Source organism: Pseudomonas sp. MF4836 (assembly GCF_002018875.1).
In the GTDB taxonomy this organism is placed as follows: Bacteria; Pseudomonadota; Gammaproteobacteria; order Pseudomonadales; family Pseudomonadaceae; genus Aquipseudomonas.
In genome coordinates, this window is sequence record NZ_MVOL01000002.1 from 737665 (window position 1) to 753528 (window position 15864).

Annotated in this window: 14 protein-coding genes; 4 read left to right on the top strand and 10 right to left on the bottom strand. The window is 63.0% G+C overall.

Annotated features, from left to right (window positions below; translation table 11 throughout):
- Positions 1–74 precede the first annotated feature (74 nt).
- Complete coding sequence (locus MF4836_RS06660; RefSeq protein ID WP_078469670.1) at positions 75–1163, top strand: calcium:proton antiporter; 1089 nt, start codon at positions 75–77, stop codon at positions 1161–1163.
- Between the two features lie 47 nt (positions 1164–1210).
- Here the strand turns inward: MF4836_RS06660 and MF4836_RS06665 are convergent, their stop codons facing one another.
- The 3 genes from MF4836_RS06665 to MF4836_RS06675 all read right to left on the bottom strand — a co-directional run bounded on the left by MF4836_RS06665 (position 1211) and on the right by MF4836_RS06675 (position 3811).
- Entirely contained in the window at positions 1211–2569 is a 1359-nt protein-coding gene (locus MF4836_RS06665) for an 8-oxoguanine deaminase (protein WP_078469671.1), read from the bottom strand.
- Positions 2570–2748: 179 nt separating this feature from the next.
- Positions 2749–3435, bottom strand: coding sequence for an SDR family oxidoreductase (locus MF4836_RS06670; protein ID WP_078469672.1), 687 nt, complete (start codon positions 3433–3435; stop codon positions 2749–2751).
- Positions 3436–3460: 25 nt separating this feature from the next.
- Positions 3461–3811 carry a MerR family transcriptional regulator gene (locus MF4836_RS06675; protein ID WP_078469673.1) on the bottom strand — a complete coding sequence of 117 codons (351 nt, stop codon included), beginning with the start codon at positions 3809–3811 and terminating at the stop codon, positions 3461–3463.
- Positions 3812–3893: 82 nt separating this feature from the next.
- Between MF4836_RS06675 and MF4836_RS06680 the strand changes: the two genes are divergently transcribed.
- On the top strand, positions 3894–4328 hold the full coding sequence (locus MF4836_RS06680) for a hypothetical protein (protein ID WP_078469674.1): 435 nt from the start codon (positions 3894–3896) through the stop codon (positions 4326–4328).
- A 43-nt stretch (positions 4329–4371) separates the two neighbouring features.
- On the opposite strand, the gene MF4836_RS06685 is transcribed toward MF4836_RS06680, so the two are convergent.
- The 7 genes from MF4836_RS06685 to MF4836_RS06715 all read right to left on the bottom strand — a co-directional run bounded on the left by MF4836_RS06685 (position 4372) and on the right by MF4836_RS06715 (position 12323).
- On the bottom strand, positions 4372–5298 hold the full coding sequence (locus tag MF4836_RS06685; RefSeq protein ID WP_078469675.1) for an ABC transporter permease: 927 nt from the start codon (positions 5296–5298) through the stop codon (positions 4372–4374).
- Positions 5298–6404 carry an ABC transporter permease gene (locus tag MF4836_RS06690; protein WP_078469676.1) on the bottom strand — a complete coding sequence of 369 codons (1107 nt, stop codon included), beginning with the start codon at positions 6402–6404 and terminating at the stop codon, positions 5298–5300. The genes MF4836_RS06685 and MF4836_RS06690 overlap by 1 nt, the downstream gene beginning before the upstream one ends.
- Positions 6405–6415: 11 nt before the next feature.
- Positions 6416–7981, bottom strand: coding sequence for an ABC transporter ATP-binding protein (locus MF4836_RS06695; protein ID WP_078469677.1), 1566 nt, complete (start codon positions 7979–7981; stop codon positions 6416–6418).
- Between the two features lie 552 nt (positions 7982–8533).
- A complete protein-coding gene (locus MF4836_RS06700) occupies positions 8534–9115 on the bottom strand; it encodes an IMPACT family protein (protein WP_078469678.1) in 582 nt (193 codons plus the stop codon).
- Between the two features lie 11 nt (positions 9116–9126).
- The gene (locus tag MF4836_RS06705) at positions 9127–9789 is read right to left on the bottom strand and encodes a TetR/AcrR family transcriptional regulator (RefSeq protein WP_020299383.1); all 663 of its coding nucleotides are present in this window, start codon (positions 9787–9789) and stop codon (positions 9127–9129) included.
- Between the two features lie 87 nt (positions 9790–9876).
- Positions 9877–11271, bottom strand: a complete 1395-nt coding sequence (locus MF4836_RS06710; RefSeq protein WP_078469679.1) for a uracil-xanthine permease family protein — start codon at positions 11269–11271, stop codon at positions 9877–9879.
- Positions 11272–11402: 131 nt separating this feature from the next.
- Positions 11403–12323 carry a LysR family transcriptional regulator gene (locus MF4836_RS06715; protein ID WP_020299385.1) on the bottom strand — a complete coding sequence of 307 codons (921 nt, stop codon included), beginning with the start codon at positions 12321–12323 and terminating at the stop codon, positions 11403–11405.
- Positions 12324–12448: 125 nt separating this feature from the next.
- On the opposite strand from MF4836_RS06715, the gene MF4836_RS06720 reads away from it, so the two are divergent.
- Positions 12449–13798, top strand: coding sequence for an aspartate aminotransferase family protein (locus MF4836_RS06720; RefSeq protein ID WP_078469680.1), 1350 nt, complete (start codon positions 12449–12451; stop codon positions 13796–13798).
- Positions 13799–13872: 74 nt separating this feature from the next.
- Positions 13873–15366, top strand: a complete 1494-nt coding sequence (locus tag MF4836_RS06725) for a CoA-acylating methylmalonate-semialdehyde dehydrogenase (RefSeq protein ID WP_078469681.1) — start codon at positions 13873–13875, stop codon at positions 15364–15366.
- Positions 15367–15864 lie beyond the last annotated feature (498 nt).

The window sequence follows — 15864 nt, forward strand, 5'->3', positions numbered from 1 at the left end:
AACGAAACGTTAGTGACTCGCAGCAGTCTGTAGCTCATCTCCTGTCTTTGTTTCGAATTGTGTAAAGGACTGCAATGCTCACGTCACTCAAGCAAGAAACCTTCCTGTTGCTGGCGCTGGTCGCCGCGCTGGTGGCCTATCCCCTGGAGCATGTATTGCTCAACAGTGGCCAGGGCGTGGCGCTGGGGTCCGGGCTGGTGCTGATCGGCTTTATCGTCGCCGCCTCGATGCGCGTGGCGCACCATGCCGAGCTGCTGGCGGAAAAAGTCGGCGACCCCTACGGCACCATGATCCTGACCCTGGCTGCGGTGCTGGTGGAAGTGGTGATCCTGGCGATCATGATGAGCAACGAGGCCTCGCCGACCCTGGTGCGCGACACCATCTACTCGGCGGTGATGCTCGACATCAACGGCATTCTCGGCCTGGCCGCGCTGATGGGCGGGATCAAGCACGGCGAGCAGTCGTACAACGATGATTCGGCGCGCACCTACAGCGTGATGATCCTCACCGCCATGGGCGTGTCGATGGTGGTGCCGGAGTTCATTCCCGAGTCTGACTGGAAGGTCTACTCGGCCTTCACCATCGGCGCGATGGTGGTGCTCTACACGTTGTTCCTGCGGATGCAGGTCGGGCCCCACAGTTACTTCTTCAGCTACAGCTACCCGCAGAAGCGCCGGGCCAAGGACCCGTCCGAGCAGGCGCCGGCGATCAACCTCGGGCTGAGCATCGGCATCCTGGTCTTTGGTGTGGTGGTGATCGGCGCGTTGGCCGAGGTGATGTCCAAGCCTCTCGACCTGGGGCTGGAAGGCACGGGGGCGCCGCCGGTGATCACGGCGATCCTGGTGGCGGCGATTTCCGCCGCACCGGAGATCCTCACCGCATTGCGCGCCGCGTTGGCCAACCGCATGCAGTCGGTGGTCAACATCGCTCTGGGAGCCTCGCTGTCGACGGTGATTCTCACGGTGCCGGTGATGGAAGCCATGGCGCTGTACACCGGCCAGCCGTTCCAGATGGCCATGACCCCGGTGCAGACCGTGATGATTTTCATCACCCTGATCGTCAGTGCGATCAACCTCAATGACGGTGAAACCAATGCCATCGAAGGCATGACTCACTTCGTGCTGTTTGCCACTTTCATCATGTTGTCGCTGCTGGGGCTGTAGCCCTTTCGCCGACCCGCCGCTTGCAGCGGGTCGACGAAAGCCGGCGATCAGCTGCCGGCAATCAACTGCCGGGCCGCCTGGCTGTGATCGGCGATCAGGCCTTTCAGGTCGAGGCCCTCGACCTGGCCATCGACCACCCGCCACTGACCGCCGACCATTACCCGATCCGCCCGATCAGCGCCGCACAACAGCAGCGCCGACAACGGATCGTGGCTGCCGGAAAAGCGCAGTTCATCGAGCTTGAACAGGGCCAGGTCAGCCTGTTTGCCCACCGCCAGTTCCCCGATATCACTGCGCCCAAGCAGTTGCGCCGAGCCACGGGTAGCCCAGCCCAGGACCAATTCGGGGGTGATCTTCTCGGCGCCATAACGCAAGCGTTGCAGGTACAGGGCCTGGCGGGTTTCGAGGATCATGTTCGAGGCGTCGTTGGACGCCGAGCCATCCACCCCCAGGCCCACGGGGGCGCCGGCGGCGATCAGGTCCAGGGTTGGGGCGATGCCCGAAGCCAGGCGCATGTTGGAACTCGGGCAATGGCAGATGCCGGTACCGGCGGCCCCGAGGCGGGCGATTTCATCGGGGTTGAAATGGATGCCATGGGCCAGCCAGGTGCGGGGGCCGAGCCAGCCGACGCTGTCCAGGTAGTCCACGGTACGCAGGCCGAAGCGTTGCAGGCAGAAGTCTTCTTCATCCAGGGTTTCCGCCAGGTGCGTGTGCAGGCGCACATCCAACTGTTCAGCCAATTTGGCGCTGGCGCTCATGATTTCCGGCGTCACCGAGAACGGCGAGCAGGGCGCGAGGGCGATCTGCACCTGCGCCCCGGCTCCGCGCTCGTGGTACTGCGCGATCAGGCGCTGGCTGTCATCGAGAATCACCTGCCCCTGTTGCACCGTCTGCTGTGGCGGCAGGCCACCATCGGCTTCGCCCAGGCTCATGGAGCCGCGTGTCAGCATGGCGCGCATGCCCAACTCACGGACGCTTTCGACCTGCACGTCGATGGCGTTTTCCAGGCCCTCGGGAAACAGGTAATGGTGGTCCGCCGCCGTCGTGCAGCCCGACAGCAGCAGCTCGGCCAGGGCGACCTTGGTGGCCAGGGCCAGCTTCTGCGGAGTCAGTCGGGCCCAGACCGGGTACAGGGTTTTCAACCAGGGAAACAGCGGCTGGTTGACCACCGGCGCCCAGGCGCGGGTCAGGGTTTGATAGAAGTGATGGTGGGTGTTGATCAGCCCGGGCAGCAGCACATGCTCGCGGGCGTCGAAGACCTGCGCGCAGGGCACGGACGGTTGCTGCCCGGCGCCGAGCACTTCGACGATCAGGCCGTCTTGCAGCACCAGGCCGCCACGGGCGTCGAGGGCATTGCCGGTGAAAATGGCGAGGGGGTTTTTTAACCAGGTACGGGTCGCAGGCATGGTGGCCGGCTCCTCTGAAAGTGGGTTCAGGTTAGCCAGCTCAGTGTTTTCCTGTCTGCTGATCCAGGTTCGTCGCGGGGACGAGGTGCGCAGTCTAGCGAAAGATCGGGCGCTCGACAAAACTTCTCGGCGGCGCCTTGCAGCCGCAGCCAGGGGCCACGGCTACAGCGGCTCTCGGCTTACCAGGGAATGGTTTCGCCCTTGTAGTTCACGAAGTGGTGCCCACCCTTGCCGGTGTAGGCATTGACCTGGGCGATCAAGCCTCGGGTGCTGGTTTCCACGTCGATGTCGGCGCCTTCGCCGCCCATATCGGTTTTCACCCAACCCGGGTGCAACGACAGCACGGTGAGTTTCTGCGAGCCAAGCTGGCTGACGAAACTGTTGGTCATGGAGTTGAGCGCCGCCTTGCTCGCCTTGTACAACGCCAGGTCCGGCGCGTCGGGCATGGTCACGCTGCCCAGTACCGAACTCATGAACGCCAGTACGCCGCTGCCATCGCGAATCTGCCCGGCAAAGCGCTGGGCGAGGTTGATCGGGGCCACGGCATTGGTGAAGAACAATTGGCCGACTTCGGCCAGGGTCGCCTTGCCCGGCGTCTGGTCATCCGGGCCCTTGACCCCGGCGTTGACGAACAGCAGGTCGAACACCTGGTCCTTGAGCTTCTGGTTCAGGGCGATCACGGCCTGCTGGTCATCCATGTCCAACTGTTCGATGCGCACCGCGCCCAGCGCCTGCAAGGCCTCGGCCTTGTTCGGGTTGCGCACGGTGGCGGTGACCTGCCAGCCATCTTCCAGCAGGCGCTGGACCAGGCCCAGGCCGAGGCCGCGGGAGGCGCCGATGATCAGGGCGTGTTTAGGCGTAGACATGAGTGGCTTCCTTGATAAATGAATGTCACGGATTCAATGGACAGCTTTGCCCGAGCCTTTGTTGCAGCTCCTGGCGCAGCTCGCCCAGTTCATTGATGCGGGTTTCGATCAGGGTCAGTTTGTCTCGCAGCAGTTGGCTGACGGCGCTGTCGGGGTCGGCCGCTTGCCACAGTGCGCCGACGCTGCTGCCGATCTCGCCCAGGCTAAAGCCCAGGCGCTGGGCGGTCTTGATGTAGAGCACCAGTTGCACCATTTCCGCCGGGTAGTGCCGGTAACCGTTGGCGCTGCGTTGTGCGGCGATCAGCCCGCGTTCTTCATAGAAACGCAGGGTGTCGCGGCTGACGTCGCAGGCTTGGGCGAGTTCGCCGATGCGCATGGGGATCGCTCAAGAGGGCTTGACCTTGGAGCATACTCCAGGCTTTAGCCTGCGCGCTCCTTGAATATTCGGAGCGAGTTTTATGTGGACTGCACAGCATTACCGGACACTGGTCCGCGCCAGCGGTTGGTACGACCTGCTGGTGACCGTGGCGTTTGTCACCCCCTGGAGTTTCCTGGCCCTGCACGGGCTGCTGCAAGGGCTGGCCCAGAGCTTGAACCTGCCCGGTGAATTACCGGCGTTCGAACCCGCTCATCTGTTGATGGCCAACCTGATGGGGTCGATTGTCTGCGTGTGGTCAGTGCTGCGTATCCGCGATCCGCAGCAAGCGTTCGGCCGTTATGACGCGGTGGGGCGCATCCTGTTCGCCACCTGGCAGATCTACGCCATCGCCCACGGCGCCACGGCGCTGTTGTGGGGCATCGTGTTTTTCGAACTGGCCTGGTGCATCGCGCAACTGCTGCCGGTGCAATCTAGCGAGGGAACGGGCTTCCGCTCGCCTGCGCAGCAGGCGTAAACCCTGAACCCCCAGGCTCCTGAGCTGAACGCCGGGCCCGGCTTCAATGCCCCGCCTGCCACGGCTGCCCCAGTGACACCGGGGCATACAGCCGGGTGCGCAATGCATCCCGCGACAACAGCACCAGGACCACGATGGTCGCCACATACGGCAGCATCGCCAGCAGGTTCGACGGGATCGCCAGCCCCAGCCCCTGGGCCACCAGGTGCAGGATGCTGGCGAGACCGAACAGGTAGGCGCCGAGCAGCAGGCGCCACACCCGCCAACTGGCGAACACCACCAGGGCCAGGGCGATCCAGCCACGCCCGGCGCTCATGTTCTCGGCCCACATCGGTGTATAGGCCAACGACAGATAGGCCCCGGCCAGCCCGGCCATGGCCCCGCCAAACAGCACCGCCAGGGTACGTACCCACAGCACCGGCAGGCCCATGGCACTGGCGGCATCGGGGTTTTCGCCCACCGCCTGGATGATCAGGCCGACCCGGCTTTTGAGAATGACCCAGGCCAACAGGGCAAACAGGGCGAATGACAGGTAGACCAACAGGTCCTGGGCGAACAGCATGCGCCCGATCAACGGGATCTCACTGAGCAGCGGGATCGCCAGGGGCTCGAAACCGGCCAGGGGCTTGCCGACCCAGGCCGCGCCGACAAAGCTCGACAGGCCCACGCCAAAGATGGTCAGGGCCAGGCCGGTGGCCACCTGGTTGGCATTGAACACCAGTGCCACCAGGGCAAACAGCGCCGACAGCAGCATCCCGGCGAGCATCGCCAGCAGCACCCCGAGCCACAGGTTGCCGCTGCTCAGGGCGACGATAAAACCGATCACCGCGCCGAACAGCATCATGCCTTCCTGGCCCAGGTTGAGGACGCCGCTTTTCTCGCAGATCAGTTCGCCCAGGGCCACCAGCAGCAACGGCGTGCCGCAACGGACCATGGCGTAGAAAATATTGCTCAGCAGATCGATATCCATCACAGGGCTCCTGCGTGCACGGAAGAGGTGGCGGCGCGGCGGGCCCAGCGCAGGTTCAGGCGTGGCCGATAGAGAATCAGCACATCACTGGCCAGCAGAAAGAACAGCATCATGCCCTGGAACAATTGGGTGATGGCCTGGGGCAGGTTGAGGCTCATTTGCGCGCTTTCGCCGCCGATGTACAGCAGGGCCATCAGCAGGCTGGAAAACAGAATGCCGATCGGGTTCAAGCGCCCGAGAAAGGCCACGGTGATCGCTGCATAGCCGTAACCCGGGGATACCTGCGGCACCAGTTGGCCGATCGGCCCGGTGACCTCGCAGACCCCTGCCAGCCCCGCCAGCCCGCCGCTGATCAACAGCGCGAGCCAGATCAGGCGCTTCTCGCGAAAGCCGACAAAGCCGGCAGCGCGCGGGTCCAGGCCGAGCACCTTGATCTGAAACCCGACAAAGCTCTTTTGCAGCAGCACCCAGACCGCCACCAGGGCCAGCAGGGCGAAATACACCCCGGCGTGGACCCGGCCATCGTCGAGCAGCAGCGGCAGGCGGCTGGCGTCGCCGAACATCGCCGATTGCGGGAAGTTGAACCCTTCCGGGTCCTTGAGCGGGCCGTGGACGAAGTACAGCAAAAGGTTGAGGGCGATGTAGTTGAGCATGATGCTGGTGAGGATTTCATTGGCATTGAAGCGCGTGCGCAACCAGGCCGTGAGCCCGGCCCAGGCGGCGCCGGCCAGGGTCCCGGTGAGCAGGATCAGCACCAGCGCCCAGCGGCTTTGCATATCGATGATGTTCACCGCCAGGGCACTGCCGGCCAGGGCGCCGAGCAGCAGTTGGCCTTCGGCGCCGATGTTCCAGATCCGCGCCCGGTAGGCCACGGCCAGGCCCAGGGCGCAGAGCAGAATCGGCAAGGCCTTGACCAGCAATTCCGAGACGCCGTAGAGGTCGCTGATGGGGGCGATCAACAGCGTGTGCAGGGTCAGCAGCGGGTCATGGCCCAGGGCAATAAATAGCAGCGAGCCGCAGCCCAGGGTCAAGGCCGCCGCCAGCAGCGGCGAGCACCAGAGCATCAGGCGCGATTGCTGGCCACGGGGTTCGAGAGAAAGCAGCATGGGAAACTCCGTCAAAGCGCCGGGGCGGTTGGGTGGCAGGGGGCGTCGAACTGGCCGGCCATCCAGCCGCCCACTTCCACCAGGGTGGTGTCGCCGGTGGCTTTGAGCGCCGACAGGCGGCCGCTGCACAGGGCGCCGAGGCGGTCGCTGATCTGGAACAGTTCATCGAGGTCTTCGGAGATCACCAGGATCGCCGCCCCCGCATCGCGCAAGGCAATCAGCGCGCGGTGGATGGTGGCGGCGGCGCCGACGTCGACGCCCCAGGTCGGGTGCGCGGCAATCAGCAGCCGGGGTTGCTGGAGAATTTCCCGGCCCAGTATGAATTTCTGCAGATTGCCCCCCGACAGGCTGCGCGCCGGGGTCTGGGCGTCGGGTGTTTTGACCCCGAAACGCTGGATGATCTGCTGGGCCAGGGCTTGCACCTTGTCGCGCTGGATCAGGCCATGGCTGACCAGGCCTTGCTGGAAGGCGGTCAGCAGGGCGTTGTCCGCCAGGCTCAATTCCGGCACCGCACCATGGCCCAGGCGCTCGGCGGGGACGAATGCCAGGCCCAGGGCGCGGCGCGCATCGGGCCGCAAGTGGGCCACGGCGTGCTCGGCAAAGCAGATGCGCTGGCTGTCCGCGCGGGGCAGTGTCTGTTCGCCGCTGAGCAACGCCAGCAGTTCGTCCTGGCCATTGCCCGCGACCCCGGCAATGCCGACGATTTCACCGCTGCGCACCTCCAGGTCCAGGCCTTGCAACGAGCAGCCGAACGGGTCGGGGTTGTGCCACGCAAGGTTCTGCACCCGCAGGAAGGCCGGGCCACCGCTGACTTTCGGGTAGTGGGCGAGCAATCCCGCGGCCTCGCCGACCATCAACTGCGCCAGTTGCTGGTCCGAGCAGTCGGCCGGCACGCAATGCCCGGCCACCCGTCCTCCGCGCAGCACCGTGGCGCTGTGGCACAGGGCACGGACCTCGCCGAGTTTGTGGCTGATAAACAAAATGCTGCAGCCTTCGCTGGCCAGGCGGCGCAAGGTCACGAACAACTCGTCGGCCTCCTGCGGGGTCAGGACCGAGGTCGGCTCGTCGAGAATCAACAGGCGGATGTCCTGCATCAGGCAACGAATGATCTCCACCCGCTGGCGTTCACCCATCGACAGGCTGTGCACCAGACGGTCCGGTTCCAGGGCCATGCCATAGCGCTGCGAGACTTCGCGGATCTTCGGTTCCAGCGCTTTCGGCGTACCCGCCTTGGCACCCATGGCCAGGGCAATGTTCTGCGCCACGCTGAGGGTTTCGAACAGCGAGAAATGCTGGAACACCATGCCGATCCCCAGGCTCCGTGCCTGGGCCGGGTTGCGCATGAGCTGGCGTTGTCCTTGCCACAGCAGTTCTCCGGAGTCGGCCTGGGTCACGCCGTAGATAATCTTCATCAGGGTGCTTTTACCGGCGCCGTTTTCACCCAGCAGGGCGTGGATTTCACCGGGCTGGATGCTCAGGTCGATGGCGTCGTTGGCCAGACAACCGGGGTAGCGCTTGCTGATTCGGCGCAGTTGCAGGCGAGGCGTTGGATCAGGGACGGGCACGGGGTTTGGCATGACGGACTCGGGTCGCTTGGCGTTATGCCTGTGGATAAAGCAATTTCCTGGCCAGTGAGTCAGGAAACCGCCAAAAAGCGCAGCGGGCTGCGGCTGCGTGCACCTTGGCGGGATTTATTGCAGGCCGCGGCGGCACCACTTCGGGGCAAGTGGCTGAAAAAGGCGGCGGGGCGCGAAAATTTTCCTGATCAAAAAACAGTCAGGCGTCTGCGAGCCAGGAGGGATATGGGGTTGGCGCAGCGTTGCACGGGTTATCCACAGCTTGCTCCACAGTATTTGTGTGCAAGCGCTGCGCGCGGGCATAAGCGTCGAGGGGCTTTGTTCCAAAGGAGATAAACCGGCCTAAGCCGCTGTTTTGCTGTGAAAAAAAGCGTATCAGTCGCGGATTGGACAAAAACTGAACAACCGCCGCAAAGCCACGTTACAGAAGGGTTACAGCCGGATGTGCCCAGTTTATCCACAGCCGGGTGCACAGCAGATGTGGGCAAGTTCGGAGCGGCGCAAAAGGTTGTGCACAGGTGGGCGAGGCGGTGCCGGGCCGTCTTGGTGCAATCAGCGCTGCAAGAGGATGCGTCCGCGGCTCAAATCCGCCAGTTGGTTTTGCAGGGTGTCGAGTTGCGCCTCGCCCAGTGCCAGTTGCAACTCCACGCCATTGGCGGTGAAGTTTTCGGCGACCACCAGACCACCCAGTTCCGCAACCCGCAGCTTGACCAGTGCCAACTCGCTGAACGCGCAGGCGCAGTGCACCGGCACGCGCTTGATCAGCTCGATGCGTTCGGCGCCTTGCAGGCACTTGTTGGCGCCCCCGCCGTAGGCCCGGGCCAGGCCGCCGGTGCCGAGCTGGATACCGCCGTACCAGCGGATCACCAGCACCGCCACCTGATCACAATCCTGAGCCTCGATGGCCGCCAGGATCGGCCGCCCCGCGGTGCCGCCGGGTTCGCCGTCGTCACTGCTGCGGTACTGGTCGGCCAGCTTCCAGGCCCAGCAGTTGTGGGAGGCATTGAGGTCGCTGTGTTGCTCGATAAAGGCCTGGGCCTGGGCCGCGCTGGTGATGGGCGCGGCGAGGGCGATAAAGCGGCTTTTGCGAATCTCTTCGCGGTACTCGCAAAGGCCGGCAAGGGTAAAGGGCATGCGCAGGTTTCTTAGATGACGGGCTTGAGGCCGCAGCCTTTGAGGATTATGCGGATCAGATTGTTGCCGGCGTCTTCCATGTCTTGCTTGGTCAGCTTGCTGCGTCCGGTGACGCGGCAGATCTGGGTGGCGAAGTCGGCGTAGTGCTGGGTGCTGCCCCACAGCAGGAAAATCAGGTGCACCGGGTCCACCGGGTCCATCTTGCCGGCGTCGATCCAGGCCTGGAACACCGCGGCACGGCCCTGGAACCAGGCGCGATAGTCCTGGCTGAAATATTCGCTCAGGCATTCGCCGCCGCTGATGATTTCCATGGCGAAGATCCGCGAGGCCTGGGGTTGGCGGCGCGAGAATTCCATCTTGGCGCGGATGTAGCGGGTCAGGGCTTCGGTGGGATCGTCATCGGCGTTCAGGGCGTTGAAGGTGCTGTCCCACAACTCGATGATGTTGCTCAGCACGGCGATGTACAGGCCAAGCTTGTTGGTGAAGTAGTAATGCAGATTCGCCTTGGGCAGCCCGGCATTCTGGGCAATGGTGTTCATGCTGGTGCCTTTGAAACCATGACGGGCGAACTCGTCTTCGGCGGCCTTGATGATCGCCTCTTCGTTCTTTTGACGAATGCGGCTGGCGGGTTTTCCGGAGTGAGCACCGGCGTGGGCTGGGACTTCAAGGGTCATAGGCATTTCCGAGCGGGTCTGTGGGTGCAACCAGTGCGTTGATAGCGCACCCACAGGCATCAGACAAGCCTTATGGCCATAAAAGCCTTAAAGCGGTTCCAGGGTATCGCTTTCCAGGGCCGGTTTTGTGTCACGGGCATCGCGGGAGGTTTCCGGCAGCAGCAGGCACATGATCAGCGCAGTCAGGCCGCCGCTGGTGATCGCCGAGTCGAACAGGTTTTGCACCAGCTTGGGCAGCAGGTGCAGCAGGTTGGGCTGCGCGGCGATGCCCAGGCCCACGCCGAACGAGGTGGCGATGATCAGCATGCTGCGCCGGTCCAGCGGCGCCTGGGCCAGGATGCGCACACCAGCGGCGGCCACGCTGCCGAACATCACCAGGGTTGCGCCGCCCAGCACCGGCTTGGGAATCTGCTGCAACACCGCGCCAATCAGCGGGAACAACCCCAGGCAGAACAGCACCAGGCCGATGTACAGGCCGACGTAGCGGCTGGCCACGCCGGTCAACTGGATCACCCCGTTGTTCTGGGCAAAGGTGGTGTTGGGAAAGGCACTGAAGGTGGCGGCGATCATGCAACTGACGCCATCCCCCAGGACCCCGCCCTTGAGCCGGCTTATATAAGAAGGACCGCTGATGGGCTGGCGGGCGAGCATGCAGTTGGCCGTGAGGTCGCCCACGGTTTCGATGGTGCTGATGAGGTAGATCAGGGCCACCGGCAGAAAGGCGCTCCAGTCGAAATTGAACCCGAACTTGAACGGGATCGGCAGGCTTACCAGCGGCAGGTCGGGCAGGGGCTGGGGCACCAGCTTGCCGCTGAACCAGGCCGCCACGCAGCCCAGGGCCAGGCCGATGATGATGGCTGAAAGGCGGATCCACGGGGTATTGGAGCGGTTGAGCAGGATGATGGTCAGCAGCACGAACACGCCCAGTGCCAGGTTGCCCGGCGCGCCGAAGTCTGCGGCATTGAAGCCGCCTCCCAGGTCAGTGATGCCGACCTTGATCAGGCTGATGCCGATCAGGGTGATGACGATGCCGGTCACCAGCGGGGTGATCACCCGGCGCAGCTGGCCGATAAAACGGCTGAGTACGATCTGCACCAGTGCGCCGAAAAAGCACACGCCGAAGATCATCGCCAGGATGTCTTCCGGGCTGCCACCGCGCTGTTTGACCAGAAACCCGGCCGAAAGCACGGCGCCAAGGAAGGCGAAGCTGGTGCCTTGCAGGCAGATCATCCCGGCACCGATGCCGAACGGACGGCGCGCCTGGATAAAGGTCCCGACCCCGGACACCATCAGCGCCATGCTGATCAGGTAGGGCAGGTGGGCCGTCAGGCCCAGGGCCGAGCCGATCACCAGCGGCGGAGTGATGATGCCGACAAAACTCGCCAGCACATGCTGCAACGCGGCAAGCAGGGCCGCCAGGGGTTTGGGGCGATCATCGAGGCCGTAGATCAGATCGTTGGGGGTGGACGATTGTTCTTGCATGGGCGTGGAACTCTGGGCTGACGGTTCAAGGTCTTCATGCCCTGCAAAAAGCTGTCCAAGTGCTCAGGTTATTTTTCCGTATGGCTGCCGGTGCCCAATGGATACGGGTTTTGCGTGGGGGCTAGTGATCTTCAGCGAGTGGCCGCCAGGCTCTCGAGAAAGCTTTCAAGCACCAGATGGGGGCGTCGGCCCTTGCGCGTGACCGATGCCAGGCTCAGGTCATAGAAGCGCGAAGCGGGCTTGAGCGCACGCAGCCGCCCCTGTTGCACCCAGAGTTGGGCGTAATGGTCCGGCAGGTAGCCGATGTAACGCCCGGTGAGAATCAGGAACGCCATGCCTTCGCGGTCCGACGCGCTGGCGGTGCAATTGAGTGCCTGGTAATGGGCCTGGATCTCCCCCGGCAGGCGGAAGGTCGGGGCGATGGCGTCCTGATCGTTGAGGCGCGCATCCTCGAGCTTTTTATCATCGACATAAAACAGCGGATGGCCGACCGCGCAGTAGAGCAGCGAACGCTCGCTGTACAGCGGCTGGTATTCGAGACCGGACAAGGCGCTGGCCTGGGGCACCACGCCGACGTGCAGGCGGCCGTCGAGTACGCCCTGCTCGACTTCGTTGGGGGCGATCATGCGGATCTGGATTTGCACGTCGGGCCCGCGCTCCTTCAACTGCGCCAGGGCGTGGGTGATGCGCATGTGGGGCAGGGTCACCAGGTTATCGGTCAGGCCGATGATCAATTCACCGCGCAGGTGGCGGTGCAGGCCGTTGACCTCGGTGCGGAAACTTTCCAGGGCACTCAACAGTTGCAAGGCCGACTGATAGACCTCGCGGCCCTCTTCGGTCAGCGAGAACCCCGCGCGTCCGCGTTGACACAGGCGCAGGCCGAGGCGTTGCTCCAGATCGCTCATCTGCTGGCTGATGGCCGAGCGCCCGATCCCGAGTACGGTCTCTGCCGCAGAGAATCCGCCACATTCGACCACGCTGCGAAAGATCCGCAGCAGGCGGATATCAAAGTCGCTGACCTGGGCCAGCGGATCGGCTCGACGGCTGCTCATAGTTTAGTAAAGGCCTGACTGAAGGTTATAAAAGTTGGATTTCACAGACTTTATAGCCGTGGCAACTTAGCTGCAACAACGCTTTTGGCTTCCTACGCCGCTTATTGCCCCGCGAGGTTTTGCTCATGAACATGCCTGAAAACGCTCCAGCTTCCCTGGCCAGCCAGCTCAAGCTCGATGCTCACTGGATGCCGTACACCGCCAACCGCAACTTCCAGCGCGACCCACGGCTGATCGTTGCCGCAGAAGGCAGCTACCTGATCGACGACAAGGGGCGCAAGGTTTACGACTCCCTGTCCGGTCTGTGGACCTGCGGCGCTGGTCACACGCGCAAGGAAATCCAGGAAGCCGTTTCCAAGCAACTGGGCACCCTCGACTACTCGCCGGGCTTCCAGTACGGCCACCCGCTGTCGTTCCAGTTGGCCGAGAAAATCACCGACTTGACCCCGGGCAACCTGAACCACGTGTTCTTCACCGACTCCGGATCGGAATGTGCCGATACCGCAGTGAAGATGGTGCGTGCCTACTGGCGCCTGAAAGGCCAGTCGACCAAGACCAAGATGATCGGCCGCGCCCGTGGCTATCACGGGGTGAACATCGCCGGCACCAGCCTCGGTGGGGTCAACGGCAACCGCAAGCTGTTCGGCCAGTCGATGATGGACGTCGACCACCTGCCGCACACCCTGTTGGCCAGCAACGCTTTTTCCCGTGGCATGCCGGAGCAGGGCGGCATCGCCCTGGCCGATGAGCTGCTGAAATTGATCGAACTGCACGACGCCTCGAATATCGCGGCGGTGTTCGTCGAGCCGATGGCCGGTTCCGCCGGTGTCCTGGTGCCGCCACAGGGTTACCTCAAGCGCCTGCGTGAGATCTGTGATCAGCACAGCATCCTGCTGGTGTTCGACGAAGTGATCACCGGCTTCGGTCGTACCGGCTCGATGTTCGGCGCCGACAGCTTCGGCGTGACCCCGGATCTGATGTGCATCGCCAAGCAAGTCACCAACGGCGCGATCCCGATGGGCGCAGTGATTGCCAGCTCCGAGATCTACCAGACCTTCATGAACCAGGCGACGCCCGAGTACGCGGTGGAATTCCCCCACGGCTATACCTATTCGGCTCACCCGGTGGCCTGCGCGGCCGGCCTGGCGGCACTCGATCTGCTGCAGAAGGAAAACCTGGTGCAGAGCGTGGCCGAGGTTGCGCCGCATTTCGAGAATGCCCTGCACGGCATCAAGGGCTCGAAAAACGTGATCGACATTCGCAACTACGGCCTGGCCGGTGCGATCCAGATCGCCCCGCGCGATGGCGATGCGATTGTCCGTCCATTCGAAGCCGGCATGGCCCTGTGGAAGGCCGGGTTCTACGTGCGCTTTGGCGGCGACACCCTGCAGTTCGGCCCAACCTTCAACAGCAAGCCGCAGGACCTGGATCGCCTGTTCGACGCGGTCGGCGAAGTGCTGAACAAGATCGACTGATTCGCCCTTCTATATAGAACACTGATCAGGCGCGCAGCGATGGGCGCCTGTGGACAACTTTTCAGGAGCCCTGCATGAGCCTTATCCAGCATTTGATCAACGGCGAACTGGTGACCGACAACGGTCGCAGCGCTGATGTCTTCAACCCGTCCACCGGCCAAGTGATCCACCAGGTGCCGCTGGCCAGCCGTGAAACCATGCAAGTCGCCATCGACTCGGCCAAGGCTGCGTTTCCGGCCTGGCGCAACACGCCACCGGCCAAACGCGCTCAGGTGATGTTCCGTTTCAAGCAACTGCTGGAGCAGAACGAGGCGCGGATCTCGCAACTGATCAGCGAAGAGCACGGCAAGACCCTGGAAGACGCTGCCGGTGAACTGAAGCGCGGTATCGAGAACGTCGAGTACGCGTGCTCGGCTCCGGAAATTCTCAAGGGCGAGTACAGCCGCAACGTCGGCCCGAACATCGATGCCTGGTCCGACTTCCAGCCTCTGGGCGTGGTGGCCGGTATCACCCCGTTCAACTTCCCGGCCATGGTGCCGCTGTGGATGTACCCGCTGGCGATCGTCTGCGGCAACTGCTTCATCCTCAAACCCTCGGAGCGTGACCCAAGCTCGACGCTGCTGATCGCCCAGCTGCTGCTGGAAGCCGGCTTGCCTAAAGGTGTGCTGAGTGTGGTGCACGGCGACAAAGGCGCAGTGGATGCGCTGATCGAGGCGCCGGAAGTCAAAGCGTTGAGCTTCGTCGGTTCGACGCCGATTGCCGAGTACATCTATTCCGAAGCCACCAAGCGCGGCAAACGCGTTCAGGCGCTGGGTGGGGCAAAGAACCATGCGGTGCTGATGCCGGATGCCGACCTGGATAACGCAGTAAGTGCGCTGATGGGCGCGGCTTATGGTTCCTGCGGCGAGCGCTGCATGGCGATCTCCGTGGCCGTGTGTGTCGGCGACCAGGTGGCGGACGCCCTGATTGCCAAGCTGGTGCCGCAGATCAAGGCGCTGAAGATCGGTGCCGGCACTTCGTGTGGCCTGGACATGGGGCCCCTGGTCTCCGCCCAGGCGCGGGACAAGGTCAGTGGCTATATAGAAGACGGCGTATCGTCGGGCGCCAAACTGGTGGTCGATGGTCGTGGCCTGAGTGTGGCGGGTAACGAAGACGGATTCTTCCTGGGTGGCTGCCTGTTTGATCGGGTGACCCCGCAGATGCGCATCTATAAAGAAGAGATCTTCGGCCCGGTACTGTGCGTGGTCCGGGTCAACAGCCTGGAAGACGCCATGCAACTGATCAACGATCACGAGTATGGCAACGGCACGTGCATCTTCACCCGCGACGGTGAAGCGGCGCGCCTGTTCTGCGATGAGATCGAAGTGGGCATGGTGGGTGTCAACGTACCGCTGCCGGTGCCGGTGGCCTACCACAGCTTTGGCGGCTGGAAGCGTTCGCTGTTCGGTGACCTGCATGCCTATGGCCCGGATGGTGTGCGCTTCTATACCCGTCGCAAGGCCATTACCCAGCGCTGGCCGCAACGCGCGAGCCACGAAGCCTCGCAATTCGCCTTCCCTAGCTTGTAAGTAGAAAGGTAAAAGGCCGGCCCTACAGGGGCCGGCCTTTGCTTTTAAGGGCTTTTTTGATCGATATGACAGAATTGTGAAATTAGGGGTTGACGGCAGATTCTGGAAGTCTATAATTCGCCCCACTTCCGGCGCAGTCGAAACGGAAAACTCCTTGGTAAACAAAGAGTTACGCGGTTTTCGACAGCGAGCTGCTTCAGATCATCGAAGCCCAGAAGGAGTTGATAGAGCGGTGTTGTTTGGCTCTATTAACGGTTCGATCTTCTCGGTCGAAAGCGGTGAAAAGAAGGTGTTGACAACAGCGAGTAACGCTGTAGAATTCGCCTCCCGCTAACGAGAGATCGGAAGCGCAAGTGGTTGAAGTTGTTGAGGAAATCTTCGAAAACTTCTGAAAATAATCACTTGACAGCAAATGAGGCTGCTGTAGAATGCGCGCCTCGGTTGAGACGAAAGATCTTAACCAACCGCTCTTTAACAACTGAATCAAGCAATTCGTGT

What these genes read in the sequence shown, in the direction of transcription:
- MF4836_RS06690 (WP_078469676.1), bottom strand. Translation starts at nt 6,404, where the DNA reads ATGCTGCTTTCTCTCGAACCCCGTGGCCAGCAATCGCGCCTGATGCTC.
- MF4836_RS06710 (WP_078469679.1), bottom strand. Translation starts at nt 11,271, where the DNA reads ATGCAAGAACAATCGTCCACCCCCAACGATCTGATCTACGGCCTCGAT.
- MF4836_RS06660 (WP_078469670.1), top strand. Translation starts at nt 75, where the DNA reads ATGCTCACGTCACTCAAGCAAGAAACCTTCCTGTTGCTGGCGCTGGTC.
- MF4836_RS06700 (WP_078469678.1), bottom strand. Translation starts at nt 9,115, where the DNA reads ATGCCCTTTACCCTTGCCGGCCTTTGCGAGTACCGCGAAGAGATTCGC.
- MF4836_RS06705 (WP_020299383.1), bottom strand. Translation starts at nt 9,789, where the DNA reads ATGACCCTTGAAGTCCCAGCCCACGCCGGTGCTCACTCCGGAAAACCC.
- MF4836_RS06715 (WP_020299385.1), bottom strand. Translation starts at nt 12,323, where the DNA reads ATGAGCAGCCGTCGAGCCGATCCGCTGGCCCAGGTCAGCGACTTTGAT.
- MF4836_RS06675 (WP_078469673.1), bottom strand. Translation starts at nt 3,811, where the DNA reads ATGCGCATCGGCGAACTCGCCCAAGCCTGCGACGTCAGCCGCGACACC.
- MF4836_RS06725 (WP_078469681.1), top strand. Translation starts at nt 13,873, where the DNA reads ATGAGCCTTATCCAGCATTTGATCAACGGCGAACTGGTGACCGACAAC.
- MF4836_RS06670 (WP_078469672.1), bottom strand. Translation starts at nt 3,435, where the DNA reads ATGTCTACGCCTAAACACGCCCTGATCATCGGCGCCTCCCGCGGCCTC.
- MF4836_RS06685 (WP_078469675.1), bottom strand. Translation starts at nt 5,298, where the DNA reads ATGGATATCGATCTGCTGAGCAATATTTTCTACGCCATGGTCCGTTGC.
- MF4836_RS06665 (WP_078469671.1), bottom strand. Translation starts at nt 2,569, where the DNA reads ATGCCTGCGACCCGTACCTGGTTAAAAAACCCCCTCGCCATTTTCACC.
- MF4836_RS06695 (WP_078469677.1), bottom strand. Translation starts at nt 7,981, where the DNA reads ATGCCAAACCCCGTGCCCGTCCCTGATCCAACGCCTCGCCTGCAACTG.
- MF4836_RS06680 (WP_078469674.1), top strand. Translation starts at nt 3,894, where the DNA reads ATGTGGACTGCACAGCATTACCGGACACTGGTCCGCGCCAGCGGTTGG.
- MF4836_RS06720 (WP_078469680.1), top strand. Translation starts at nt 12,449, where the DNA reads ATGAACATGCCTGAAAACGCTCCAGCTTCCCTGGCCAGCCAGCTCAAG.